The sequence below is a fragment of the Paenarthrobacter nicotinovorans genome (assembly GCF_007670255.1).
In the GTDB taxonomy this organism is placed as follows: Bacteria; Actinomycetota; Actinomycetes; order Actinomycetales; family Micrococcaceae; genus Arthrobacter; species Arthrobacter nicotinovorans_B.
On the sequence record NZ_SZVS01000014.1, the window covers coordinates 77,069 to 99,899 of the forward strand.

At 63.3% G+C, this 22,831-nt stretch carries 25 protein-coding genes; 19 read left to right on the top strand and 6 right to left on the bottom strand.

What is annotated here, in order from left to right:
• Positions 1-3: 3 nt before the first annotated feature.
• Complete coding sequence (gene lexA, locus FDP28_RS18440; RefSeq protein ID WP_144663052.1) at positions 4-747, bottom strand: transcriptional repressor LexA; 744 nt, start codon at positions 745-747, stop codon at positions 4-6.
• A gap of 342 nt (positions 748-1,089) precedes the next feature.
• Here lexA and FDP28_RS18445 point away from each other — a divergent pair, with 342 nt between their 5' ends.
• The 8 genes from FDP28_RS18445 (at position 1,090) to FDP28_RS18475 (ending at position 7,282) form a co-directional block, all read left to right on the top strand.
• Positions 1,090-1,449 (top strand): LysM peptidoglycan-binding domain-containing protein, encoded by a 360-nt coding sequence (locus tag FDP28_RS18445; RefSeq protein ID WP_144663053.1) that lies wholly within the window; start codon positions 1,090-1,092, stop codon positions 1,447-1,449.
• Positions 1,450-1,528: 79 nt separating this feature from the next.
• Positions 1,529-2,647 carry a histidinol-phosphate transaminase gene (locus FDP28_RS18450; RefSeq protein ID WP_144663054.1) on the top strand — a complete coding sequence of 373 codons (1,119 nt, stop codon included), beginning with the start codon at positions 1,529-1,531 and terminating at the stop codon, positions 2,645-2,647.
• A 46-nt stretch (positions 2,648-2,693) separates the two neighbouring features.
• Positions 2,694-3,320, top strand: a complete 627-nt coding sequence (hisB, locus tag FDP28_RS18455) for an imidazoleglycerol-phosphate dehydratase HisB (protein WP_144663055.1) — start codon at positions 2,694-2,696, stop codon at positions 3,318-3,320.
• Positions 3,317-4,060, top strand: a complete 744-nt coding sequence (gene hisH / locus FDP28_RS18460) for an imidazole glycerol phosphate synthase subunit HisH (RefSeq protein WP_144663056.1) — start codon at positions 3,317-3,319, stop codon at positions 4,058-4,060. Before hisB ends, hisH begins: the two co-directional genes overlap by 4 nt.
• Positions 4,061-4,219, top strand: a complete 159-nt coding sequence (locus FDP28_RS20630; protein ID WP_186313712.1) for a hypothetical protein — start codon at positions 4,061-4,063, stop codon at positions 4,217-4,219.
• A gap of 46 nt (positions 4,220-4,265) precedes the next feature.
• Entirely contained in the window at positions 4,266-5,009 is a 744-nt protein-coding gene (gene priA, locus FDP28_RS18465; RefSeq protein ID WP_144663057.1) for a bifunctional 1-(5-phosphoribosyl)-5-((5-phosphoribosylamino)methylideneamino)imidazole-4-carboxamide isomerase/phosphoribosylanthranilate isomerase PriA, read from the top strand.
• Positions 5,009-5,932, top strand: coding sequence for an SseB family protein (locus tag FDP28_RS18470; protein ID WP_144663058.1), 924 nt, complete (start codon positions 5,009-5,011; stop codon positions 5,930-5,932). The genes priA and FDP28_RS18470 overlap by 1 nt, the downstream gene beginning before the upstream one ends.
• 45 nt (positions 5,933-5,977) lie before the next feature.
• Positions 5,978-7,282 (top strand): MFS transporter, encoded by a 1,305-nt coding sequence (locus FDP28_RS18475; RefSeq protein WP_144663059.1) that lies wholly within the window; start codon positions 5,978-5,980, stop codon positions 7,280-7,282.
• Positions 7,283-7,365: 83 nt separating this feature from the next.
• Here the strand turns inward: FDP28_RS18475 and FDP28_RS18480 are convergent, their stop codons facing one another.
• Positions 7,366-7,761, bottom strand: coding sequence for a DUF1844 domain-containing protein (locus FDP28_RS18480; RefSeq protein ID WP_144663060.1), 396 nt, complete (start codon positions 7,759-7,761; stop codon positions 7,366-7,368).
• 407 nt (positions 7,762-8,168) lie between these two features.
• On the opposite strand from FDP28_RS18480, the gene infC reads away from it, so the two are divergent.
• The 5 genes from infC to FDP28_RS18505 all read left to right on the top strand — a co-directional run bounded on the left by infC (position 8,169) and on the right by FDP28_RS18505 (position 12,196).
• Positions 8,169-9,137 carry a translation initiation factor IF-3 gene (infC, locus tag FDP28_RS18485; RefSeq protein ID WP_397321068.1) on the top strand — a complete coding sequence of 323 codons (969 nt, stop codon included), beginning with the start codon at positions 8,169-8,171 and terminating at the stop codon, positions 9,135-9,137.
• Between the two features lie 117 nt (positions 9,138-9,254).
• Complete coding sequence (gene rpmI, locus FDP28_RS18490; RefSeq protein WP_144663062.1) at positions 9,255-9,449, top strand: 50S ribosomal protein L35; 195 nt, start codon at positions 9,255-9,257, stop codon at positions 9,447-9,449.
• A gap of 119 nt (positions 9,450-9,568) precedes the next feature.
• Positions 9,569-10,234 carry a 50S ribosomal protein L20, sunset domain variant gene (rplT, locus tag FDP28_RS18495; RefSeq protein WP_144663063.1) on the top strand — a complete coding sequence of 222 codons (666 nt, stop codon included), beginning with the start codon at positions 9,569-9,571 and terminating at the stop codon, positions 10,232-10,234.
• 26 nt (positions 10,235-10,260) lie between these two features.
• The gene (locus FDP28_RS18500) at positions 10,261-11,172 is read left to right on the top strand and encodes a TrmH family RNA methyltransferase (RefSeq protein WP_144663064.1); all 912 of its coding nucleotides are present in this window, start codon (positions 10,261-10,263) and stop codon (positions 11,170-11,172) included.
• Positions 11,173-11,272: 100 nt separating this feature from the next.
• On the top strand, positions 11,273-12,196 hold the full coding sequence (locus tag FDP28_RS18505) for a cation diffusion facilitator family transporter (protein WP_144663065.1): 924 nt from the start codon (positions 11,273-11,275) through the stop codon (positions 12,194-12,196).
• 70 nt (positions 12,197-12,266) lie between these two features.
• On the opposite strand, the gene FDP28_RS18510 is transcribed toward FDP28_RS18505, so the two are convergent.
• On the bottom strand, positions 12,267-13,475 hold the full coding sequence (locus FDP28_RS18510) for an MFS transporter (protein ID WP_144663066.1): 1,209 nt from the start codon (positions 13,473-13,475) through the stop codon (positions 12,267-12,269).
• 130 nt (positions 13,476-13,605) lie between these two features.
• Here FDP28_RS18510 and FDP28_RS18515 point away from each other — a divergent pair, with 130 nt between their 5' ends.
• On the top strand, positions 13,606-14,040 hold the full coding sequence (locus FDP28_RS18515; RefSeq protein ID WP_144663067.1) for a (deoxy)nucleoside triphosphate pyrophosphohydrolase: 435 nt from the start codon (positions 13,606-13,608) through the stop codon (positions 14,038-14,040).
• A 16-nt stretch (positions 14,041-14,056) separates the two neighbouring features.
• Here FDP28_RS18515 and FDP28_RS18520 read toward each other — a convergent pair whose 3' ends face one another.
• A complete protein-coding gene (locus FDP28_RS18520; protein WP_144663068.1) occupies positions 14,057-15,151 on the bottom strand; it encodes an Rv2578c family radical SAM protein in 1,095 nt (364 codons plus the stop codon).
• An 87-nt stretch (positions 15,152-15,238) separates the two neighbouring features.
• Here FDP28_RS18520 and pcp point away from each other — a divergent pair, with 87 nt between their 5' ends.
• Positions 15,239-15,880 carry a pyroglutamyl-peptidase I gene (gene pcp / locus FDP28_RS18525; protein ID WP_144663069.1) on the top strand — a complete coding sequence of 214 codons (642 nt, stop codon included), beginning with the start codon at positions 15,239-15,241 and terminating at the stop codon, positions 15,878-15,880.
• Here the strand turns inward: pcp and FDP28_RS18530 are convergent.
• Positions 15,877-16,506, bottom strand: coding sequence for an SIMPL domain-containing protein (locus tag FDP28_RS18530; RefSeq protein WP_144663070.1), 630 nt, complete (start codon positions 16,504-16,506; stop codon positions 15,877-15,879). The two genes, pcp and FDP28_RS18530, sit on opposite strands and share 4 nt — an antisense overlap.
• Before the next feature lie 2 nt (positions 16,507-16,508).
• A complete protein-coding gene (locus FDP28_RS18535) occupies positions 16,509-16,955 on the bottom strand; it encodes a hypothetical protein (RefSeq protein ID WP_144663071.1) in 447 nt (148 codons plus the stop codon).
• Between the two features lie 99 nt (positions 16,956-17,054).
• Between FDP28_RS18535 and FDP28_RS18540 the strand changes: the two genes are divergently transcribed.
• The 4 genes from FDP28_RS18540 to FDP28_RS18555 all read left to right on the top strand — a co-directional run bounded on the left by FDP28_RS18540 (position 17,055) and on the right by FDP28_RS18555 (position 22,819).
• A complete protein-coding gene (locus FDP28_RS18540; protein ID WP_144663072.1) occupies positions 17,055-17,999 on the top strand; it encodes an LppM family (lipo)protein in 945 nt (314 codons plus the stop codon).
• 169 nt (positions 18,000-18,168) lie between these two features.
• Complete coding sequence (pheS, locus tag FDP28_RS18545; RefSeq protein WP_144663073.1) at positions 18,169-19,230, top strand: phenylalanine--tRNA ligase subunit alpha; 1,062 nt, start codon at positions 18,169-18,171, stop codon at positions 19,228-19,230.
• Positions 19,231-19,232: 2 nt separating this feature from the next.
• Positions 19,233-21,776 (top strand): phenylalanine--tRNA ligase subunit beta, encoded by a 2,544-nt coding sequence (gene pheT / locus FDP28_RS18550; protein ID WP_144663074.1) that lies wholly within the window; start codon positions 19,233-19,235, stop codon positions 21,774-21,776.
• A 176-nt stretch (positions 21,777-21,952) separates the two neighbouring features.
• Positions 21,953-22,819, top strand: coding sequence for a trypsin-like serine peptidase (locus FDP28_RS18555; protein WP_144663075.1), 867 nt, complete (start codon positions 21,953-21,955; stop codon positions 22,817-22,819).
• The last annotated feature ends 12 nt before the right edge of the window (positions 22,820-22,831 follow it).

The window sequence follows — 22,831 nt, forward strand, 5'->3', positions numbered from 1 at the left end:
AGGCTAGATGGAGCGAAGTACGGACACGACCTTGCCCATGATGGTGGCTTGGTCGCCCAGGATGGGTTCGTACTGGGTGTTCTGGGGCAGCAGCCAGGTGTGGCCGTCACGTTGACGGAACGTTTTCACGGTGGCTTCATCATCGAGCAGCGCCGCCACGATGTCGCCGTTGATGGCGTCGTTCTGGCGGCGGACAACCACCCAGTCGCCGTCGCAGATGGCGGCGTCGATCATGGAGTCGCCGGCGACCTTGAGCATGAAGAGCTCACCGTGGCCCACGAGCTGCCTGGGCAGCGGCAGCACGTCCTCAACGGTCTGGTCGGCGAGGATGGGCCCACCTGCTGCAATGCGTCCGACCAGCGGAACCATGGCGGTGTCGCTGGCGCTTGCCAGTTCGGTGACGGCCATGCCCCCGGCGCTTCGCAACGTTGCCGGAGCTTCGACGCCCGGGATCGGACCCGAGTCGAGGGTCAGGGGCATCAGCACTTCCATGGCCCGGGGCCGCTTGGGATCCCTGCGGAGGTAGCCGAGTTTTTCCAGCTGGGACAGCTGGTGGGTGACGCTGGACAGGCTGGCCAGTCCTACGGTGTCGCCGATTTCGCGCATGCTGGGCGGATAGCCGTTGTCGTTGACTGAGCGCTGGATGGTCTCCAGGATCTTCTTCTGACGAACTGTCAGGCTCTTGGGAGTCTTTTGAGGCTGTTGGCTTCGCAGGGGTGCCCCGCCGCCTGTGGCTTTCGCTGCCATGTTCGCCAATGCCTTTCATTCCGCCCCGAGAGAGCCGGGGATGCAGGGTCCGGGAAAAATGTCAGACCCTCCTGTTCCACTGAAACAGTGCTGTTTCTTCACTCAAACGTAGGACAGGCACAGGCGTTTATCAAACATTTGTTCTAGCGAGTCTCGACACCGTTCGTTGATAAGTGCTAAAAATGTCATAGCAAGGTTCGAATATGTGTTCTATAAACCTCGCGCTGCTGGTGGATGTTCGAACAAAGCGTTCGAACATCCGGCGCCGGGAGGAACACAATGAATTGGCAGCGCTGCTCCGGAAGCCCCGGAGCAGCGCAATAGCTCAGAAGGGCTCAGCTCATGTCCGCAATCACTTCGTTCGCTGATTTCCGCACCACACAGGCTCCCGCACGCCTTCGTCTGACCCGCCGTGGCCGTATGGTCTTCTTCGGCATCCCGGCCATGCTGCTGGTGGCCGCCCTCCTCAGCCTGGCCGGAGTCGTCACTTCCCCCGCCAAGGCCTCCGACTCCCAGTCGCAGTTGCAGCCGCCGGTTGCGGTGTCCGTCACTGTCCAGCCGGGCCAGTCCCTGTGGGGTATCGCCGGTGCTGCGGCGCCGGAGCGGGACCCGCGTGAAGTCATTGCCGAAATCATCCAGCTGAACGACCTCCGCGGTGGCCGGATCCTTCCAGGGCAGCAGTTGTTCGTGCCTGCCCACTGACGGCAGGCGCTACGGGCCTGTTTCCTGCCCTGGACGTCACAGTTACTCGGCAGTCGCGGTGGCCCCTTAAACTGTTGTGGTGAGTGAGCAGCTTGAGCGACTTGACCGACTTCCCCTCCGGACCAACCTGCGTGGATTGAGCCCCTACGGCGCACCGCAGCTCGATGTCCCCGTATTGCTCAACGTCAACGAAAACACCCATGGCGTCCCTGCCGATGTGCAGGCGGCCATTACAGAGGCAGTGGCGGCAGCCGCCACAGGCTTGAACCGCTATCCGGACCGTGAATTTACCGACCTTCGGGTAGCCCTGGCTGAGTACCTTGGCCACGGCCTCTCTGCCGACAATATCTGGGCCGCCAATGGCTCCAATGAAGTCCTGCAACAGATTCTCCAGGCATTCGGCGGTCCGGGGCGCAAAGCGCTTGGTTTCCCTCCGACGTACTCCATGTACCCCTTGCTGGCCAGCGGAACGGACACCGAGTACATCCGTGGCGTTCGTGCCGACGACTACGGCCTCGATGCCCAATCGGCAGCCGAACAGGTCCGTGAGACCGGGGCCAACATCGTCTTTCTATGCTCGCCGAACAATCCAACGGGCACAGGTCTGACCCTGGATGTGGTTGAGGCTGTGTATGAAGCCGGCGAAGCAAGCCAGGCCATCGTGATTGTGGATGAGGCCTACCACGAGTTCGCCCACGACAACACTCCAAGTGCCCTGACCCTCCTGCCCGGGCGCGAGCGTTTGATCGTCTCCCGAACCATGAGCAAGGCGTTCGCCTTGGCCGGAGCGCGGCTTGGCTACATGGCTGCGGCCCCGGAGGTCACCGATGCCATCAGGCTGGTGCGCCTGCCGTACCACCTCTCAGCCATCACCCAGGCCACCGCCCTCGCGGCGTTGACGCACCGCGAGGCCCTCATGGCCGACGTCGAAGACATCAAGGTCCAGCGGGACCGCATTGTCACGGAACTTCTGCGCATGGGTCTCAAACCCGCGGCGTCGGACTCCAACTACGTGTTCTTCGGCGGACTGGAGGATCCCCACACGATCTGGCAGGGCCTGCTCGATGCCGGCGTGCTGATCCGCGATGTCGGCATCCCGGGGCACTTGCGCGTCACGGCTGGAACCGAGCCGGAAACCACAGCTTTCCTGGAGGCGCTGGAAGCCCTCCTGGACGGTGCTGTTTCCCAGCGCGCCTAAACTTGTCAATAGACCTACCCATCCTCCCTGTAGAAGGACGTCCCCAATGAGCGAAACCGGCGCTACGCCGTCCGCTGCCCGCACTGCCCGCATGGAGCGCAGCACCAGTGAGTCCTCCGTGCTGGTGGAGATCAACCTGGATGGCTCCGGAATTTCGGACATCAGCACTTCTGTTCCCTTCTACGACCACATGCTGACCGCCTTGTGCAAGCACTCGCTGATCGACATGACCGTCAAGGCTACCGGCGACACCCACATCGACGCCCACCACACTGTGGAAGACGTCGCCATCACTTTCGGTGAGGTCCTGCGTACGGCTTTGGGCAACAAAGCCGGCATCCGTCGTTTCGGCGAAGCCACCGTCCCGTTGGACGAAGCCCTGGCGCACGCCGTCGTGGATGTTTCCGGCCGTCCTTACTTGGTGCACGGCGGTGAACCCGCCGGACAGGAGTACCACCTCATCGGGGGGCACTTCACGGGTTCGTTGACCCGGCACGTTTTCGAAGCGATCACCTTGCACGCGGGAATTTGCCTCCACATGAACGTTCTCGCCGGCCGCGATCCGCACCACATTGTCGAAGCCCAGTTCAAGGCGTTCGCGCGAGCACTCCGCGCCGCCGTCGAGTCCGATCCCCGCGTTGAGGGAATCCCATCCACGAAGGGGGCGCTGTGAGCGGTCAAGTCTTGAAAAACGGAGCAGTGGCTGACCCCACGGCTTCAGTGAAGCCCGAGTCGCCTGAAGGCAAGCCCACGGTGACGGTTCTGGACTACGGATCCGGCAACGTCCGTTCCGCTGTTCGTGCCCTGGAGAGGGCGGGTGCCCACGTGCTGCTCAGCTCCAAGCCTGAGGACGTGCTCAACGCGGACGGGCTGGTTGTCCCCGGTGTCGGGGCCTACGAGACCGTGATGAAGGAACTTAAAGCTGTCGATGCCATCCGCATGATTGGACGTCGTGTCGCCGGTGGGCGCCCGGTCCTGGGTATCTGCGTGGGCCTGCAGGTTCTGTTCGAAGCCGGCGTCGAGCACGGCACTGAGTCCGAGGGCATGGCTGAATGGCCCGGCAAAGTCGAGCTTCTTCCGGCGCCCGTCGTGCCGCACATGGGATGGAACACGGTGGATGTCCCGGAAGGTTCCAAGCTCTTCGCAGGGGTCGAGCAGGAGCGCTTCTACTTTGTGCACTCGTACGGCGTGCAGGAATGGAACTTCGATGTTGTCCAGCCGCGCATGGAGCCCCCGAAGGTGACCTGGTCCGAGCACGGTGCACGGTTCATCGCCGCCGTCGAGAACGGCCCACTCTGTGCCACTCAGTTCCACCCCGAGAAATCAGGGGATGCCGGGGCCAGGCTCCTGCGCAACTGGGTGGATGGCCTGCGCAAGCCCGCTCCGGAAGCGTCCGGGAGCGGTGCTGCCTGAATGTGGTCTGTAGTCCTTATGGGCCTGGCGGGACTGCTGGTGGGTGGGGGAGTCTCCTTCCATCAACAGAAGAAACCCCGCTGGGTTTCCATCTCGTTTTACGTGCTGGCCGGGATGTCCCTGCTGGCCGCCTACCTCCTGACTCTTCCCGCCAAATGAATCGCGGCGTGGTACGCCGGCGAACCCTCACACTGCAAGGACCCTCATGACCACCTCTTCCCAGTCCGTCCTGGAACTCCTGCCTGCCGTCGATATTGTTGACGGCCAGGCGGTGCGCCTCCTGCAAGGAGAGGCAGGCTCGGAAACGAGCTACGGAACTCCGCTTGAAGCAGCCCTCAACTGGCAGAATGCCGGGGCGGAATGGGTTCACATGGTTGACCTGGACGCCGCTTTCGGCCGGGGAAACAACGCCGCGCTCATCAGCGAGGTCGTGTCGCAACTCAACGTCAAGGTGGAGCTGTCCGGGGGCCTGCGGGATGACGAGTCACTTGAGCGTGCGCTGGAATTGGGTGTTGCCCGGGTGAACCTTGGCACGGCTGCGTTGGAGAACCCGGACTGGACCAAGAAGGCCATCGACCGCTTTGGTGACCAGATCGCCGTCGGCCTCGATGTCCGGGGTACCACCCTTGCCGGCCGCGGTTGGACGAAGGAGGGCGGGGATCTCTGGGAGGTCCTGGCCCGTCTTGAAGACGCAGGCTGTGCCCGCTACGTGGTGACGGACGTGACCAAGGATGGCACCCTGCAGGGTCCCAACGTGGATTTGCTGCGCCAGATGGTGGAAAAGACCGGGAAGCCGGTGGTGGCTTCGGGTGGTATCTCCAGCCTGGAGGACCTCCGTGTCCTGCGCGAACTGGTGCCGCTCGGTGTTGAGGGCGCGATTGTGGGCAAGGCTCTGTACGCCGGCGCCTTCACCTTGCCCGAGGCCCTGGACGTGGCCGGCCGCCGCTGATGGGCCGCCACTCAGCCGGCTCGGAATCCAACGAGCCGGAGTCCAACCAGCAGCAGAGGCGTGAACTGCCGGGCCACATCGCGGCGGCCTTGGCGGGTGCGGGCGGGGCGACGGATTCTGCCGGCCAGCCGTGGGCCGGGAGAAGCCTGGCCGGTGACGACGCCAAGATCCACAACTTCGACGACGACGACGGAAGCGCGGACGCCGGTTACCTCGCTGCCATAGCGGGGCTGTTCAACGGCACCGGCGGCGAAGCCGACGTGGTGGCATCCTTGGCGACGGCCCGGGTTTTTGTCCCGGTCGTGGCCCAACTTGCCGAGGAAGCCGAAGGAGTCGACGGGCTGCATGCCGACAAGCAGGCCGATATGGCATTGGTCACACTCAAGGCTCCCGACGGCCGGACGGCAATGCCGGTCTTCACCTCTGCGGCCGCTTTGGAATTGTGGCACCCGCAGGCGCGCCCGGTAGCTGTTTACGCCGCGCGGGCGGCGCTCTCGGCAGTATCCGAAGGCGCCCAGTTGCTGGTTGTGGATCCCGGTTCCGAGTTCGCCTTCGTGGTCAGGCGTCCGGCACTGTGGGCCTTGGCCCAGCAGAAGGACTGGACGCCGTCATACCTGGATGATCAACTGGAGACTGCTCTCGTTTCGACTATTTCTGGCTTCGCCGCGGTCCGGCGCCTTGAGACGCAGGCTGGTGGTGGCGTCGCATCCCTCACGTCCGATGGACGTCAGGTGCAAGGTGGCGGCGCAGGTCCGGAACTGCGTGTGGTGCTTTTCCTTGAGGACGGGCTGGACGCCGCGGCGGTCCAGACGCTTGTCGGCCAGTTGAACGAAGCATGGGCAAGCATGGATTCCTTTGCCGAAGGCGTCGACTCCATGGAGATCAAACTGCAGCGTGCAGCACAGGAGCCCGCGCCGCACTAATGGCAGGTCCGGTTCCCCGGGGTTGCCCGGGGAAATGAGGATTGAGTGAACTTCGCTCTCTACAAAGAGATGCTGTCCATCCGGCCTGTCCGTCGTCTGCTGGTGGTGGGCATGATTGCCCGCATACCGCATTCCGCTGCCGGGGTGCTCCTGACCCTCCACATTGTCCAGACGCTGGGGCAAGGTTATGCCGCTGCGGGTGCCGCGGCCGCGGTCATGACCATCGGCATCGCTTTGGGGGCGCCATGGCGTGGCCGCCGGGTGGACATGGTGGGTCTGCGGAAGGCCTTGATCCCTTCGGTCATTTCCGAAGCCGTGATTTGGTCGGTTGTGCCGCATGTTTCCTATCAGTGGCTGCTTCCGCTGGTCTTTATCGGTGGCCTCTTCACCTTGCCGATCTTCAGTGTGGTCCGCCAGTCGTTGGGTGTGCTGGTGGACGGGGAACAGCGCCGTTCGGCGTTCGCCCTTGACTCCATTGCCACGGAGCTGGTTTTCATGATTGGTCCGGCCGTGGGGGCCGTGGTGGCCACGAGCGGTTTTTCGGCCGTCGGCCTCACCGCCGTAGGTGTCTCCGTCTCAGTGGCTGGACTTTTCCTCATGTGGTTCAACCCGCCGACCCGCAGCGACGTCCCGTGCACTCCGGAGGAATCCGCTGACCGCGAGTCTGCTGATTTGGCCGCGGCGGAAGCCGCGATGGTGGCATCGGCTCCTGCGCACGTCCAGGAAGCGGCCTCCGAAATGGCGTCCGCCACCTCGCGTACATCGGCGCTGAAGAACCGGGTGGCCAGGAACTTCACCTGGTTTACCGTCTCTGTTGCAGCGCTCTTCGCCGTCGCAGCCGGTTCGGGCATGGTGCTCAGCGGCTCCGACGTCAGCATCGTGGGGCTGCTGGAGCGTGGCGGGCATCAAAATGAAATCGGCATTGTGTTCTTCTTCTGGTGTGCCGCGTCGGTGATCGGCGGCCTGATCTACGGCTCAATGAAGCGGACAGTGTCGCCCATGGTCCTTCTGCTGGGCATGGCCGCGCTGACCATTCCGATGGGCTTCGCCCATGACACCTGGACCCTTGCGTTCCTCTCGCTCCTTCCGGGCCTTTTGTGCGCCCCGGTCCTGTCGGCATCCTCCGAGAAGGTGGCCGATCTGGTGGATGAGGAACGTCGCGGCGAGGCAATGGGCTGGTATGGCTCTGCCCTCACCGCAGGCGTGGCGCTGGGCGCACCCTTGGCCGGGGTCTTCATCGACACTGTCGGCCCGTCCGGGGGATTCGCGGCGGTCGGCATCGCCGGCGTCGCGCTGTGCGCTACGGGTTTGGTCCTGACGTCCATCCGTCGTCGTGCCGCCCGGGTCTAAGGCGCAACAGGGTCAGCAGACGACGACGGCGGGCCGACCAATGTGGTCGACCCGCCGTCGGTGGTTATTCCGGCAGTCCGCGGCTAGTTCACCGGACCGGTGAACTTCTCGCCCGGGCCCTTGCCGGGGGCATCGGGGATGATGGAGGCTTCGCGGAAGGCCAGCTGCAACGAGCGCAGGCCATCGCGCAACGGGCCGGCGTGCTGCGAACCGATTTCGGGAGCGGCGGCGGATACCAGGCCGGCAAGTGCGGTGATCAGCTTGCGGGCCTCGTCCAGGTCTTTGAGGTCTTCTGCGTTGGGGTCGTCCGCGAGCCCCACCTTGACGGCTGCCGCGCTCATCAGGTGAACGGCGCCGGTAGTGATGACTTCCACGGCCGGAACCTCGGCGATGTCACGGATCTGCTGGGAGACCCCGGCGTCGGCGGCGGGGGCGTCTCCGCCGAAGGTGTTGCGGGAATTGCTGTCTTCAGTGCTCATACTGGTAAGCTTGTCACAGACCGACTGGAAGTCGTTATTCACCATGGATATCCGCGGTGAAGATCTGTAGTCAACAGGCCCGCCAGCCACAATGTGCGCTTGGCGGGTTGTTTCTGTAGAATTGTCTTTCAGTTTGCAAGCGGAGTTCTCTCCCACCCGCGTCAGCCGTTTCCCTTCGGGGACAGGATTCCCTCACGGGACAAGAGGTTGCCGGGTACCTGGTCGGACACTCCGGGGTTTATCCCCGGCTGTGCGTACTTTCCCGTTGGGGAAGTGCAGCCGATCTTCGAGGCCTTCGATTGCGCCAGCAATTGGGGGCCTTCTCTTTTTGCCGGTGACACCACCACAACCACAGGAGCTTTAACATTAGCGAGCCAAGAATCAATGAGCGTATCCGCGTCCCCGAGGTGCGGTTGGTCGGTCCTGCCGGCGAACAGGTAGGAATTGTCCGCATCGAGGACGCACTGCGTCTGGCTGCCGAATCCGATCTCGATCTCGTTGAAGTTGCGCCGCAGGCCAAGCCTCCTGTTTGCAAGTTGATGGACTTCGGCAAGTACAAGTACGAAGCCGCAGTGAAGGCGCGCGAAGCCCGCAAGAACCAGACCAACACGGTTCTCAAGGAAATTCGTTTCCGCCTCAAGATCGACAAGCACGACTACGAAACCAAGCGTGGGCACGCTCTGCGCTTCCTCGGAGCCGGTGACAAGGTCAAGGCCATGATCCAGTTCCGCGGCCGTGAGCAGCAGCGTCCCGAAATGGGCATCCGCCTGCTGCAGCGTTTCGCTGAAGATGTGGCTGAAGTTGGCGTCATCGAGTCCAGCCCGCGCATCGATGGCCGCAACATGGTCATGGTGATCGGACCGCTGAAGAACAAGGCAGAAGCCAAGGCTGAAGCCCGCCGTGCCAGCCAGCGCGCAGAAGCCAAGGCGCAGAACGAAGCCAAGGCCGCAGCGCGCGTGGACACCACGGGGGAGCAGGCTCCGCTGACGCAGAGCATTGCTGACCTTCTGCCCGAAGGCTTCAAGGTGGCCGAAGCGGAAACCACGCAGGAAGCTCCGGCGCCCGCAGAAGCAACACCTGAAGCTCCCCCAGCTGAAGATGCCCAGGTTGTCGAAGAAGCTGCTCCGGCTGCAGAAGAGGCTCCTGCTGCTGAGGAAGTTTCGGTTGCGGAGGAAGCTCCCGTTGCTGAGGAGACCCCGGCTCCCAAGGCCGCTCCGGAAGCTACGGCTCCCAAGCCTGCTGTTCCGGCGGCGGCTCCGAAGCCTGCAGTTCCCTCGGCCCCCAAGCCTGTCGCCAAGCCGGCGGCTCCCAAGCCCGCAGCCCGGCCTGCAGCCCCCAAGGCCGCGCCGAAGCCTGCAGCACGCAAGACCACCTAGTTCAACGCCGCGGAGGCCTCGCCTCCACCGGCAAGCAACCAGCACGTCGGCCCCCGTTGGCCGGCTGCGCGATAGAATCGCGGACTTGTCCGTGGATACGTAAGGAGATCGGTTCCCATGCCGAAGATGAAGACCCACAGCGGTGCTAAGAAGCGCTTCAAGCTGACCGGTTCGGGCAAGCTGAAGCGTCAGCAGGCCAACCGCCGTCACTACCTGGAGCACAAGTCCTCCCGGCTGACCCGTCGCCTCGCCGGCGACAAGCTCGTCTTCAAGGGTGACGCCAAGGTCATCAAGAAGATGCTCGGCCTCTAAGTTCCAAGTTCTTTGGTTACTGCCATCCGGCAGGGACCGACTACACCAAAAGCCTTCTCAGGCCAGCCGGGATTCCGGCAGTAGCAGCTTGGGATAAAGATTTCTGAAGGAGTACGCACGTGGCACGTGTGAAGCGGGCGGTAAACGCCCACAAGAAGCGCCGGGTTGTCCTCGAACGCGCCAAGGGTTACCGCGGTCAGCGTTCGCGCCTGTACCGCAAGGCAAAAGAACAGCTGCTGCACTCATTTGTGTACAGCTACGGCGACCGCCGCAAGAAGAAGGGCGACTTCCGTCGCCTCTGGATCCAGCGTATCAACGCTGCATCCCGCGCCAACGGCCTCACCTACAACCGTCTCATCCAGGGCCTGAAGGCTGCTGAGGTTGAGGTTGACCGCCGCATGCTGGCCGAACTGGCTGTCTCCGACGCCAACGCTTTCGCCGCTCTGGTGAACGTTGCCAAGGGTGCACTCCCGGCCGACACCTCCGCTCCGGCTGCCAAGGCTGCCCCGAAGGCCAAGGTTGCTCCAGCCGTTGCTACGGCTCCGGCTGTCAAGGCTGTCGTTTCCGAGAAGCCGGCAATCGACGGCGCAGTTGCCGCCGACGGTGACGAGGCTCCGGAAGGCTACGCCATCAAGGGCAACGCCGAGTCCAAGAAGTACCACGTACCGGGTTCCACTTGGTACAACACCACCGCTGCTGAGTACTGGTTCTCCACGGTCGAAGCTGCAAAGGCTGCCGGTTTCGAGCCGGCCGGCGGCGAAGCCCGCCAGCAGATCAAGAACTAGTCGCAACTGCCACTAAAGTTCTATATATGAACGAAACCGGGCGCCCGCAAGACTTTCCGATGACCAACCCCCGAGCAGATCGGGTGAGGGACGTCGGCAAGCTTGCCGGGCGCCCGGCGCGTTTAAAGCGCGGACGCTTCCTTGCTGAAGGTCCGCAGGCGGTGCGTGAGGCGCTGACCCTCCACCGTGAGCGTACGGCGGCCGGTGGAGCCGCCGTCGTGCATGAAGTTTTTGCCAGCGAGGCGTGCCTTGACCGCCTGCCCGAGCTCGCCGACCTGGCGCAGGGTACGTTGCTCCGGTTGGCGAGCGATGACGTTCTGTCCGCCATGGCGGACACCGTCAATCCCCAGGGGATCGTGGCGGTCTGCAGTTTTGTGGACGTCAGCCTGGAATCAGTGCTCGACGCCGGTCCCCGGCTGCTCGCGGTCATGTGCCAGGTGCGTGACCCCGGCAATGCCGGTACTGTGCTTCGTGCCGCTGATGCGGCAGGGGCGGACGCCGTAGTCCTGACCGGCTCCAGCGTGGACATTTACAACCCGAAGGCTGTCCGCTCCACCGCCGGTTCGCTCTTTCATCTTCCAGTAGTCCTGGGCGTGGACGTCAAGGAACTGGCGGCCGAGTGCCGGGAGCGCGGGATCGGAATCCTTGCCGCTGACGGTTACGGAACCCTGAACCTGGACAAGCTCCAGGACGAAAATGCCGCCCGGCGGTTGGGCAATGACTCCGTGGCGTCCGACTATGCCCTGGAAGCCCCTACCGCGTGGCTCTTCGGCAATGAGGCGCAAGGCCTGTCAGACGATGAACTGGCACTGGCGGACCACCGGGTTGCCGTGCCTGTCTATGGAGCAGCAGAAAGCTTGAACCTGGGCACTGCGGCCACAGTGTGTCTTTACGCGAGTGCGCGTTCGCAGCAAGGCGCCAGAGTGGAGAATGTGTAAATACCGCCCTGCCGGGTACGGTAATGCTTGCAAGATCAGACGATGACGACTCTTCTTGGCCTTTCCCATTCTTTCCCATATCCGAAGAGGTGAAGCTTTCGTGGCTGCTGGTGGCGGTACCAAAGCGATTGTGGCGGCTCTGGCCGCCAATCTGACCATTGCTGTTTTGAAGTTCATTGCGTTTTTCCTGACGGCGTCATCGTCCATGCTCGCGGAGGCAATCCACTCGGTGGCCGATTCCGGTAACCAGGTTCTGCTGCTGGTTGGAGGCAAGCGTTCCAAGCGGGCCGCAAGCCCGGAGCATCCGTTCGGCTATGGCCGCGAACGCTACATCTACGCCTTCATTGTCTCCATTGTGCTGTTCAGCGTCGGTGGCCTGTTTGCTCTGTACGAGGCATGGGAGAAGTTCCAGCATCCGCACGGCATCGAGGGAGGCTTCTGGTGGGTTCCCTTGGCTGTCCTGGTAGGGGCGATCATCGCTGAAGGTTTCTCCTTCCGCACGGCAATCATCGAGTCGAACCACGTCCGCGGCAAGCAAAGCTGGGTCAAGTTTGTCCGCAACGCCAAGCAACCGGAACTGCCCGTCATTTTGCTCGAAGACTTCGGCGCACTGCTGGGCTTGGTCTTCGCACTCTTCGGCGTCAGCATGACCCTGGTTACCGGAGACGGAGTCTGGGACGCCCTCGGGACCGCGATGATCGGCTTGCTGCTGGTAGCCATCGCCGTCGTTTTGGCCATGGAAACCAAATCGCTGCTGTTGGGGGAGTCCGCCACGAAGGAAGACGTCCAGCGCATCTCCGAAGCCCTGCAGGCCGACGGGACCCGGATCATCCACCTCAAGACCATGCACCTCGGACCGGAAGAGTTGCTGGTGGCCGCCAAAATCTCCATGGGAGCCTCTGAGACAGGCGAAGAGATCGCCAAGGGAATTGACGACGCCGAGCAGCGGATCCGGGCAGCAGTTCCGATCGCCCGGGTCATCTACCTTGAACCCGACATTGAGCGGGTACAGGCCCAGGCCTAAGGGCATCACGCTGATTAACGACCAATGGCTCCGCCGAAGCGGAGCCATTGGTCGTTAATGCGACGGACGATCAGGCAGCCAGGGCGCTCCTGCGTTCCACCACGCCACTGATGACAGCAACACCCAGGCCCAGGAGGGCAAGAACCGCACCTACCAAGGCGGGGGCAACGTAACCCCAGCCCCAGGCAATGACCGTGCCACCCAGGAAAGCACCCAGGGCGTTGGCGATGTTGAGGGCTGAGTGGTTCAGCGAGGAAGCCAGCGAGGCAGCCCCAGGGGCTGAATCGAGGAGCCTGGTCTGCAGTGCCGGTGTCAGCATCGAACCGATGCCACCGACCACAAAGGCCATCAGGAAGGCAGACCAAGCCCAGTGGGCTGCGATGGCGTACACCACCAGGGCGGCGGCGATCCCGGGCATGACCCAGTAGATGGTACCCATCACGGACTTGTCCGCCAGCCGGCCGCCGATGATGTTTCCGACAACCATGCCGAGACCATATAGGGCAACGACGGCGGGAATGAGGTTTTCGGGGATACCCGCCACCGAGGTCATGGTGTGGGCGATGTAGGTGTACACGGCGAAGAAGCCACCGAAGCCGATGATGCCGATCAGGAGGGCCAGCCATACCTGGAGCCTCTTGAGTGCTCCAAGTTCCCGTCGGATGCTGGCGTCCGGGTGCGCGGCTTCGAAGGGGACAAACTTCCACATCATGGCAACCGTCAGCAGGCCGATGGCGCCGACGATGACAAAGAGCAGGCGCCAGCCAAAGGTCTGGCCCACCCAGGTGGCCAAGGGGACTCCGATGACATTCGAGACCGTCAGGCCGGCCATGACCATGGAGATCGCCCAGCCGCGCTTGGTGGGAGCCACGAGGCCCGCAGCGATGACGGCTGCCACCCCGAAGAACGCTCCATGCGGAAGGCCCGAAGCGAAGCGGGACAACAGCATCAAACCGTAGTCCGGAGCAATGAACGACGTCAGGTTGGCCACTGCAAGGAAAAGCATGAGGCCGAGCGCCAGATGCTTGCGGGGCAGCTTGGCTCCCAGGGCGGCAAAGACGGGGGCACCGATCACTACTCCCAGGGCGTACGCCGAGATAAGGCTGCCCGCTTGCGGGGTACTGATTCCCAGTCCCGTCTCAACCTCCTTCAACAGGCCCATCATGGCGAACTCTGTGGTGCCGATGGCAAACCCGCCCATGGCCAAAGCCAGGATGGCCAAGCCAAGGTGGCGTCCTGGCTTCTTGACGGCAACGGGTTGGGACACGGTGGTAGACATAAACCTGCTTCTGGGGGCGACGTTTGGGCTGGGAAAAATGGGAGAAAATCCGATAACAAGTCTAGTTCGCTGGCGGGACCGGGCGTTACCGCTGTGACCATGCCCATGGTCCGGCCCTTAGACTGTTGCGGTGACTGCAGTGATAAACGTCGTTGGTGCGGCTATTGTCGATTCTTTGGAAGCGCCGGAAAGATTGCTGGTTGCCCGACGTACGGCCCCACCACAGTTCGCGGGCATGTGGGAATTCCCTGGTGGCAAGGTCGAGTCCGGTGAGACCCCGGAGGACGCTTTGCATCGTGAGCTCGCGGAGGAGTTGGGAATCGAAGTTCAGCTCGGCCTCGAGCTGGAATCGGGCAACGCCGCCGGGTGGGCGCTCAATCAGCGGGCCTCCATGCGCGTGTGGTTCGCTGAAGTGACAGCGGGTCAGCCTGCAGCACTGGAAGACCACGACGAACTCCGCTGGGTCCCGCTGGCCGATCAGGGGGAGGCACTGGCCCTGCCTTGGATACCAGCTGACCTCCCGATTGTTCAGGCACTCCTGGAGCGGGTGTCCACGCCCGCCTGACGCGGGCGGGTGGAAGCTAGAACAGTGACTGTTGTCCCGGCAGGGGAGCGGCTGCTGCCCCGGCCGGTGACGCTGCCTGCGCCGCTGTGTACCGCGCATTGCGGTGACTGAATCCGGAACTGCCCGTGAAACCGTATTTGGCCTTGAAGTGATTGGTCCTGCCCGACAACCACGCACGGTACTCCTTGGAGGCGTATGAGCCATTGCCATAGAGGCGCCGGTACTTGCCCACCAGCTCGGGGTGTTCTGCGGCAAGCCACTTCATGTACCACTCGCGGGTGCCAGGCTTGAGGTAGAGGGCACCGGCGGAGACACCCGTGGCTCCGGCCCGGGCCAATTCCGAGAACAGCGAATCGAGGGCTTCGTCGGAATCAGTGAGCCACGGAAGGATGGGCATCGCCATGACGCCGCAGCCCAGACCTGTATCCCGAAGGCGGGCAATGAGCTTCAACCGTGCCTTGGGAGAGGGCGTTCCCGGTTCGATGAGGGCAGCGAGGTCCTGGTTGGTCATGGCCAGCGAGATCCCAAGATCCACCGGAACCTGGGTGGCGGCGTGCTTCAGCAGGGGAATGTCACGGGCCAGCAGGGTGCCTTTGGTCAAGATGGAGAACGGTGTGCCCGAATCGGCGAGGGCCCGGATGATGCCAGGCATCAAGGCGTAGCGGCCTTCAGCCCTTTGGTATGGGTCCGTGTTGGTGCCGAGGGCTACCTGGTGGCGTCCCCAGGAAGGTTTGGCCAGTTCCTTGCGGAGTACCTCGGCTGCGTTGATCTTGACGACCACCTGGGAGTCGAAGTCGCGGCCGGCATCGAATTCCAAATAGGTGTGGGTCTTGCGTGCGAAGCAGTAGACACAGGCATGGCTGCACCCGCGGTAGGGGTTGACCGTCCATTCGAACGGCATATTGGAACCCGAAGGCACCTTGTTGAGCACTGACTTGGCGGTGACCTCATGGAAGGTGACTCCGGAGAATTCGGGTGTAGAGACGGAACGCACAAGCCCGGCCAAGGGCAGCAGGGCGTCCATTGCCGGGGCAGGGCCTGGAGCCGGGCTGCCGGCCGTTTCCGGTGCCGGTTCACGCGTCGGTGAAAGTGCTTGTGCGTCCCATCTCATGAACTCTATTCGAAGGTATGTTCGAATGAATGTCAAGGCTTCGAACTCCCATGCCGGTGGGGGACCAGGCGTTGCTATGGTTGGCCCATGATTCTCCTTACGGGCTTCGAACCTTTCGGTCAGGAAACCCTCAACCCCTCCTGGCTTGCTGTCCAACGTGCCAGGCAGTTGCTGCAAGCGGAGGGCCTCGCTGTGGAAGCCATCGAGCTGCCGTGCGTTTTTGGCGAATCGGTGACGGTTCTCGACGACGCCGTGTCACGCCTCGAGCCGGAAATCGTTGTGGCCGTGGGCTTGGCGGGAGGCCGGGACCGGATATCGCTGGAACGTGTTGCCATCAACTGCGACGACGCGAGGATTCCGGATAACAAAGGCCAGCGGCCCATTGACGAGGAAGTTGTCCCAGGAGCCCCGGCAGCCTACTTCTCCGGCCTGCCCATCAAAGCCGCTTTGAGAAGCCTCCAGATTGCAGGTATCAGGGGTGAAATCTCCCAATCGGCCGGTACCTACGTCTGCAACCACCTCTTTTTTGGCCTCATGCATTCGCTGGCGGCCCGGCCGGGCGTCCGGGGTGGCTTCATTCACGTTCCCTATGCTCCGGAGCAGGTACCCCCTGGTGGCTCGGCCCCTTCAATGCCGCTTGACGTCACCGCCCAAGGGATTGCGGTGGTTGTCAGGACTTCACTTAACACACAGGTCGATTCCAAGCTGGGGGCAGGGGCCATCCACTAGATCAATTCCCATTGCACGATGACACTGGCCGAAACGGCGGACTCACCCGCCTCGACCGGCAAGGCCTCAGCGGCGAAGGAGGCGCGGACCAGTCCACCCACGGGGATGGGGCTACTTTGTGCCGGTTGATGGGAGATCGTGATCACCGATCCAAGACTGGCCGACGCAAGGCCTGCGTACTGTTCGGCGCGGGCCACTGCGTCCCGCCACGCCGCTTCCTGCGCTTGTGCCGTGACAGCCGAGGGGTCGGCCATGCCCTGTTCCAGGCCGTTGATGCGGATGTCGTCACCTCCGGCGGCTACCGCCGCGGCGATGGCGGCGGGCGCGTCAGCGTGGGAACGTATCCCGACGTGCAGCGTCGTGGAGGCCACGTAGGCCGTCACCTTCTGGCCCTGCCCTTCGACCCACACGAGGTCGGCGCGCAGGTTCAATCCGCTCGTTCGAAGCTCGGCGTCCGCGACCCCGGCAGTGCGCAAAGCGGCGGCGACCGCGGCCGCCGACCTGCCGGCGTCGTCATATGCTTTCGCTGCGGTCTCCCGACGGGTTTCGACGCCGAGAGTCAATGTCACCAGGTCCGGAACCGCCGTTGCGGTTCCGGTTCCGGTCACTGTGATGGTTCGTTCCATGCCTAAGCCTCCATTCGATGGTCGGTCTGCCGATGCTGCCCGCGGTTGGGCGACTCAAGGTAGCCGCCTGCCTCCAGCCCGGCCTGGCGCTCGAAGAAGTTCGCCCTTCCAGGGTTCCCGGTGCGGACCATGGACCAGCAGGCCGCTGCTCCATAGAGGGCGAAGAAGGGCAGGCCCAGGCAGTACGCGTACTGGGTGCTGTGGCGTTCTTCGTGTCCCAGGAGCACTGGGTCGCTTCCCGCAATACCATGCGGTGCCCGGTACAGGATGACGTTCCCCACGGTAAAAGCGCCGGCGAAAGGAAGCTTCCAGCTGTACCCGGCTGCTATCAGGAGGCCTCGCGGTCCCTTCGAGAGCGTGGAGCGGGACGCGAGGGCCACCGCCAGGCCCAGAGGTGTGGACAGATTCAGCACGTTGGCTGCCTGCCGCAGGCGTTGACCGGGTGTCATGAAGCCATGCTAGCCCCGTTGCGTGTGGCGGGGGCCGGCAGGCGGGGATACGCTGTTGCAGCACTCACTCGTGCAGGTGATGAATGGGGGAAAGAAGAAATGAACGTCAAACGCGCCATGGGCGTGATCGGTGTGCTGATAGCCGTGATGGTGGCCTTGACCGGATGCGTCAAGCTCAACATGTCGGTGAAGGTCAACAACGAAAAAAGTGTCGACTACGAGGTCGTCTACGCGATCCAGAAGTCCGTTCTGGGCGATAAGTCCTTCGACGAATTCATGAAGTCCAACGGCAGCGGCAGCCAGGAAATGGATATTCCTGAGGGTGCCACCGTTGTGGACTACGAAGACGAAAAGTACAAGGGCAAACGGATCACGGCAGTGAACCTCGACCCGGCCAAGCTGGCCGAGTCGTCCAGCTCGGAGAACCCTTTTGACCTGAAAAGGGACGGCGACTTCTACATCATGTCGATGGGAAGCGTCACAGGCACCGATGCCAGTGATCCCCAGGCCTCCAGCATGGCCAAGTCAATGTTCGACGAAGCCTCCGTCAAGTTCACCTTCCCCGGGAAGGTAGTGGAGGCCAAGGGCGCAGTTGTCGACGGCAACACGGCGACTTTTGACATGCTCTCGATCAACGAAACGGCAGTGCAGGTGAAGGCCGAGGCCAACCCCGGCATTCCCATGTGGATCATCTGGACCCTGGTGGCTGTCCTGGTGGTCGCCGCGGCGTTGGTCCTGCTGTTCGTGCTGTTGCGGAGGAATTCCTCCCGCAAGTCGCCGGCGCTCGCAGGGGCCGCACCCAACGGCCCGGTCTGGAACGGCCAGCCCCAGCAGGGCTACGCAGGCCAGCCGGCTTACCCTGCCCAGCAGCAGGGTTACGCCACGCCCCAGCCGCCGGTCGGGCCTTCAGCCCAACCGCCGCAGCAGGACTGGGCAGGCCAGGGCTACAGGCCAGGAACACAGCAGGCGCCCCAGGCAGGCGCTGCGCACGACGACGGCCAGGTACCTCCGCCGCCCACCGCGCCACCGGCGTCGGGGGCCTAGGAGCGCAGGCGGCTTGCCGCCGTCGAACTGTTGACATCCGGCGGTTAAACCACGCCGGTGCGCTTCAACTAGACTGAAGGGTAGTGCCCGCCGTCCGCGGTGAGCACTACCCTTTCGTTTTGCAGGCCTGCCTTGCCGGCCGCTCCCAACTCGTAGCTAAGAACAGTAGATGACTGACACTTTGCCAGGCGCCGCCATCCCGAATCCGCTGGATGAGGCCGCCATCAACGCCGCCGTCGAGGACGCCATCGCCGCTATTGGGGCAGCTTCCTCCCTTGATGAACTCAAGGCTGTCCGCCTTGCCCACACGGGCGAGAAGTCGCCCCTGAGCCTTGCCAACCGCGAAATCGGTGGCCTGGCCAAGGAGCACAAGGCGGCCGCCGGTAAGCTCATGGGCTCCTCGCGCGGCAGGGTTAACCAGGCGCTCGCCGCCAGGACCCAGGTGCTTGAAGCAGAGAATGACGCCCGCATCCTGATCGAGGAAACGGTTGATGTCACCGCGGCCCCGCGTCGGCGTCGTGCCGGTGCGCGCCACCCGCTGTCCACCCTGCAGGACCGGGTGTCGGACATCTTCGTCGGCATGGGCTGGGAAATCGCCGAGGGCCCGGAAGTCGAATCCGAGTGGTTCAACTTCGATGCCTTGAACTTCAAGCCGGACCACCCGGCACGTGAAATGCAGGACACGTTCTTCGTGGAGCCTCCTGAAGCACACCTGCTCATGCGCACCCACACTTCTCCAGTGCAGGTCCGTTCGATGCTGGAGCGCGAGGTGCCCATCTACGTGCTGTGCCCGGGCAAGGTGTTCCGCACCGATGAGCTCGACGCCACGCACACGCCCGTCTTCCACCAGTTCGAGGGCCTGGCCATCGACAAGAACCTCAGCATGGCGGACCTCCGCGGCACCTTGGAGCACTTCGCGCGCCAGATGTTCGGAGATGAGGCTTCCATCCGCTTGCGCCCCAACTACTTCCCGTTCACGGAGCCGTCTGCGGAACTGGACATCTGGCACCCCGGCGCCAAGGGTGGCCCGCGGTGGATCGAATGGGGTGGCTGCGGCATGGTCAATCCCAACGTCCTCCGGGCGGCCGGTATTGACCCGGACGTCTATTCAGGTTTTGCCTTCGGCATGGGCATTGAGCGCACGCTCATGTTCCGCAACGAAGTCGGCGACATGCGCGACATGATCGAAGGCGATGTACGTTTCAGCGAGCACTTCGGGATGGAGATCTAACAGTGCGTATCCCACTTTCCTGGCTGCGTGAATTCGCGCAGGTTCCGGCCGACGCAACGGCCGAAGACGTCATGGCGGACCTGGTCAAGGTCGGCTTCGAAGAAGAAGACGTACACCGTCCCACGGACGAGCTCAAGGGGCCGATCGTTGTTGGCCAGGTCCTGAGCCTGGTCAAGGAACCGCAGACCAACGGCAAGACCATCAACTGGTGCCAGGTCCGCGTCGTTCCGGAAGGACAGGAGCAGACCCTCAACGGCAAGGGCATCGACCCCTCGGGTGTGCAGGGAATTATTTGCGGTGCCCATAACTTTGTTGAAGGCGACAAGGTGGTAGTCACCCTGCCTGGCGCTGTCCTGCCTGGCAACTTCCAGATCTCCGCCCGCAAAACCTACGGACACCTGTCTGCGGGAATGATCGCTTCTGTCCGCGAGCTCGGCATCGGTGATGACCACGACGGCATCCTCGTCCTCTCCCGCATTGGACTTGACCCGGAAATCGGTACCGACGCGATGGAACTGCTGGGTCTCTATGACCAGGCAGCCGAAATCAACGTCACGCCCGACCGTGGTTACGCGTTCTCCATCCGTGGCGTTGCCCGGGAATACGCCCACGCCACTGGAACGTCTTTCGTGGACCCCGCGTCCAAGGTCAACGCGCCTGCCTCCCTGCAGGGTGGCTACGGCGTGAAGCTTAACGATGACGCGCCCATTTACGGCAAGCCTGGCTGTGACCGCTTTGTTGCCCGCACCGTGCGGGGCGTGGATGCTTCCCGTCCGACCCCGCCGTGGATGTCCTCGCGCCTCCGCCTCGCGGGCGTGCGGAGCATCTCGCTGCCCGTGGATATCTCCAACTACGTCATGCTGGAGCTGGGTCAACCCAACCACTGCTACGACCTCGACAAGCTGGCGGGCGACATCGTTGTCCGCCGCGCTGTCGCAGGGGAGAAGATCACTACCCTCGACGACAAGGAACGTACGCTCGACGTCGAGGACCTGCTGATCACAGATGACTCCGGTGCCATCGGCATTGCCGGTGTCATGGGCGGTGCGCACACGGAGGTGTCAGATTCCACCACGAACATCCTGGTGGAGGCGGCGCACTTTGATGAAGTGTCCATCGCCCGCTCCCGCCGCCGACACAAGCTGCCGTCCGAAGCGTCCAAGCGATTCGAGCGTGGCGTTGACTGGCACGTTGCCAACATTGCCGCGCAGCGCGTGGTCGATCTCCTGGTGGAGCTCGCCGGTGGAACAGCGGATCAGGCCGGTACCGACGTCGGGACCGCGCCTGACGCCGTCGTGATCGACCTGCCTGCAGGTTTCGCCTCAGCGCGGATCGGTATCGACTTCACTGAAGAGCAGATCACCACCTCCCTGGAGGACCTGGGGGCCGTCGTGGAGAAGACCGCTACCGGATACCGCGTCACTGCCCCCAGCTGGCGCAACGACCTTGAAACCAAGGAAGACCTCTCCGAGGAAATCGCGCGCCTCGTCGGCTATGACAACATTCCGGCGACCTTGCCGGTGGCGCCTCCGGGGCGGGGCTTGAGCCGCACGCAGCAGCAGAAGCGTCGCGTAGTGCAGGCGCTGGCTGATGCCGGCCTGACCGAGGTGCTGTCCTACCCGTTCGTCACCAAGGCTGCCAATGACACGTTCGGCGTGGCGGAGGAAGGTGCGCCGCGCCCGGCACTGAAGCTTGCCAACCCGATCAGCGAGGAACACGGTTACCTCCGTACCTCCATCCTGCCGGGCCTTATCGAGGTCGCCCGCCGGAACCACTCGCGCGGATTCCGCGATCTTGCGCTCTATGAGGCCGGCTCGGTCTTCCTCCCGGGTGACAAGCTCGGAACCGAATCCATCCCGCCGCTGGGCGCCAAGCCCAGCGATGAGGTTCTGGATGCGCTGTACGACGGCGTCCCTCACCAGCCGCTGCACATCGGCGCTGTCCTCACCGGCCACGATTCTCCGGCCGCTGCAACGCACAAGCCGCGTGCCTGGGATTGGGCGGACGCCGTTGATGTCGCGAGGCTGATCGCCGACGTCCTTGGTGTCGAACTGGTTGTCAGCCAGGGCAGCCACCAGGCGTTCCACCCTGGGCGTGCCGCCCAGCTCGCGCTGCGCAACGGCGATGTCGTTGGTTACGCCGGGGAACTCCACCCCAAGCTCCTGGCTTCGCACGACATGCCGGCCCGTTCCGTGGCTGTCGAGGTTAACGTTGAGGCGTTGTTCGACGCTGCTGCCGACGTCATTGTCGCCAAGCACATCTCCGGGTTCCCGGTGGCGACACAGGACGTTGCCTTGGTGGTTCCGCAGGACGTGCCCGCTGACCAGGTTCTGTCTGCGCTCCGGGAAGGCGCCGGGGAGCTGCTCGAGGACGTTGCGTTGTTCGACGTCTACGTTGGTCCGGGAATTGAGGACGGTAAGAAGTCCTTGGCCTTCGGCCTGCGGTTCAGGGCAAACGACCGCACGCTGACGGCGGACGAGGCATCCGAAGCCCGCGCCGCGGCCGTGGCCGTTGCGGCTGACCGCTTCGGCGCCGTCCAGCGCTAGTTTCCTACCTGTAAAACCCCGGGACTTCGGTCCCGGGGTTTTCTTTTACCGAGATTCGACTCCCAACATCTTGACAGAATATTCACGCATGTATGACAGTTTTGTCATACACATGTGAAACATGTGTATCACATCCCTCGCGCGGCTCCACGAGAGCTGCTCTTTGAAAGGTACCCATGAAAAAGCAGAAGCTTGCTGTGCTTGTCGGAGCTGCGGTTGTGGCACTGACATCCTCGCTGACCGGAGCAGCCGTAGCGTCAGAGCCGACGCCTGCGGTCGCCAACTCCGGTTTCCAACCGGTATCGCACGCCGTGGACAAGACGCAGACCTCCGGCTCCGCGGCCTCCCCGTTGGCCGACAGGTACAGCCTTGCAATGCCCTCCAAGAACGGCGGCGCTTCCACCGACTCAGTCATCGGCGCTGATGGCAGGGTTCGGATCACCGACACTACGGCTGCACCAAACCGCTCCATCGTGCAGATCGAATTCAATGGCGGATACATCTGCTCCGGGGCACTTATCTCCGCTGACACGGTGTTGACCGCTGGCCATTGCGTGCATGAAGGCGGCACCGGCTCGACCGCGGACTACTCCTGGGGCGTCAAGGTCGCGCCCGGACGCAACGGGGCAACAGACCCCTACGGCAGCTGTGGGGCCAGCAAGATCTACACCGACCAGCGCTGGATCGATTCGGCCAACACCAACGCGGACTGGGGCGTCATCAAACTCGATTGCACTGTAGGCAACACCACCGGTTGGTTGAACTATGCAGGCACCACCGCCAGCCTGAACGGAACCAGCGCTACGGTCAGGGGCTATCCCGGCGATAAGGCTTTCGGCACCATGTGGTCCATGACCGGAACCATCGACAGCACCCAGACTGAGAAGGTCTTCTACAAAATGGATACGTACGGTGGCCAAAGCGGTGCACCGGTCTACAACAGCAGCCACACCATCGTGGCCATCCACACCAACGGCGGCAGCTCAAATTCGGGAACCCGCATCACACCGACCCTGGCGAACTACCTGACGTCAGTGAAGTAACCCGGCTGGGTT

What these genes read in the sequence shown, in the direction of transcription:
- lexA (WP_144663052.1), bottom strand. Translation starts at nt 747, where the DNA reads ATGGCAGCGAAAGCCACAGGCGGCGGGGCACCCCTGCGAAGCCAACAG.
- FDP28_RS18445 (WP_144663053.1), top strand. Translation starts at nt 1,090, where the DNA reads ATGTCCGCAATCACTTCGTTCGCTGATTTCCGCACCACACAGGCTCCC.
- hisB (WP_144663055.1), top strand. Translation starts at nt 2,694, where the DNA reads ATGAGCGAAACCGGCGCTACGCCGTCCGCTGCCCGCACTGCCCGCATG.
- FDP28_RS20630 (WP_186313712.1), top strand. Translation starts at nt 4,061, where the DNA reads ATGTGGTCTGTAGTCCTTATGGGCCTGGCGGGACTGCTGGTGGGTGGG.
- priA (WP_144663057.1), top strand. Translation starts at nt 4,266, where the DNA reads ATGACCACCTCTTCCCAGTCCGTCCTGGAACTCCTGCCTGCCGTCGAT.
- FDP28_RS18470 (WP_144663058.1), top strand. Translation starts at nt 5,009, where the DNA reads ATGGGCCGCCACTCAGCCGGCTCGGAATCCAACGAGCCGGAGTCCAAC.
- FDP28_RS18480 (WP_144663060.1), bottom strand. Translation starts at nt 7,761, where the DNA reads ATGAGCACTGAAGACAGCAATTCCCGCAACACCTTCGGCGGAGACGCC.
- rpmI (WP_144663062.1), top strand. Translation starts at nt 9,255, where the DNA reads ATGCCGAAGATGAAGACCCACAGCGGTGCTAAGAAGCGCTTCAAGCTG.
- FDP28_RS18500 (WP_144663064.1), top strand. Translation starts at nt 10,261, where the DNA reads ATGAACGAAACCGGGCGCCCGCAAGACTTTCCGATGACCAACCCCCGA.
- FDP28_RS18510 (WP_144663066.1), bottom strand. Translation starts at nt 13,475, where the DNA reads ATGTCTACCACCGTGTCCCAACCCGTTGCCGTCAAGAAGCCAGGACGC.
- FDP28_RS18520 (WP_144663068.1), bottom strand. Translation starts at nt 15,151, where the DNA reads ATGAGATGGGACGCACAAGCACTTTCACCGACGCGTGAACCGGCACCG.
- pcp (WP_144663069.1), top strand. Translation starts at nt 15,239, where the DNA reads ATGATTCTCCTTACGGGCTTCGAACCTTTCGGTCAGGAAACCCTCAAC.
- FDP28_RS18530 (WP_144663070.1), bottom strand. Translation starts at nt 16,506, where the DNA reads ATGGAACGAACCATCACAGTGACCGGAACCGGAACCGCAACGGCGGTT.
- FDP28_RS18535 (WP_144663071.1), bottom strand. Translation starts at nt 16,955, where the DNA reads ATGACACCCGGTCAACGCCTGCGGCAGGCAGCCAACGTGCTGAATCTG.
- FDP28_RS18540 (WP_144663072.1), top strand. Translation starts at nt 17,055, where the DNA reads ATGAACGTCAAACGCGCCATGGGCGTGATCGGTGTGCTGATAGCCGTG.
- pheS (WP_144663073.1), top strand. Translation starts at nt 18,169, where the DNA reads ATGACTGACACTTTGCCAGGCGCCGCCATCCCGAATCCGCTGGATGAG.
- FDP28_RS18555 (WP_144663075.1), top strand. Translation starts at nt 21,953, where the DNA reads ATGAAAAAGCAGAAGCTTGCTGTGCTTGTCGGAGCTGCGGTTGTGGCA.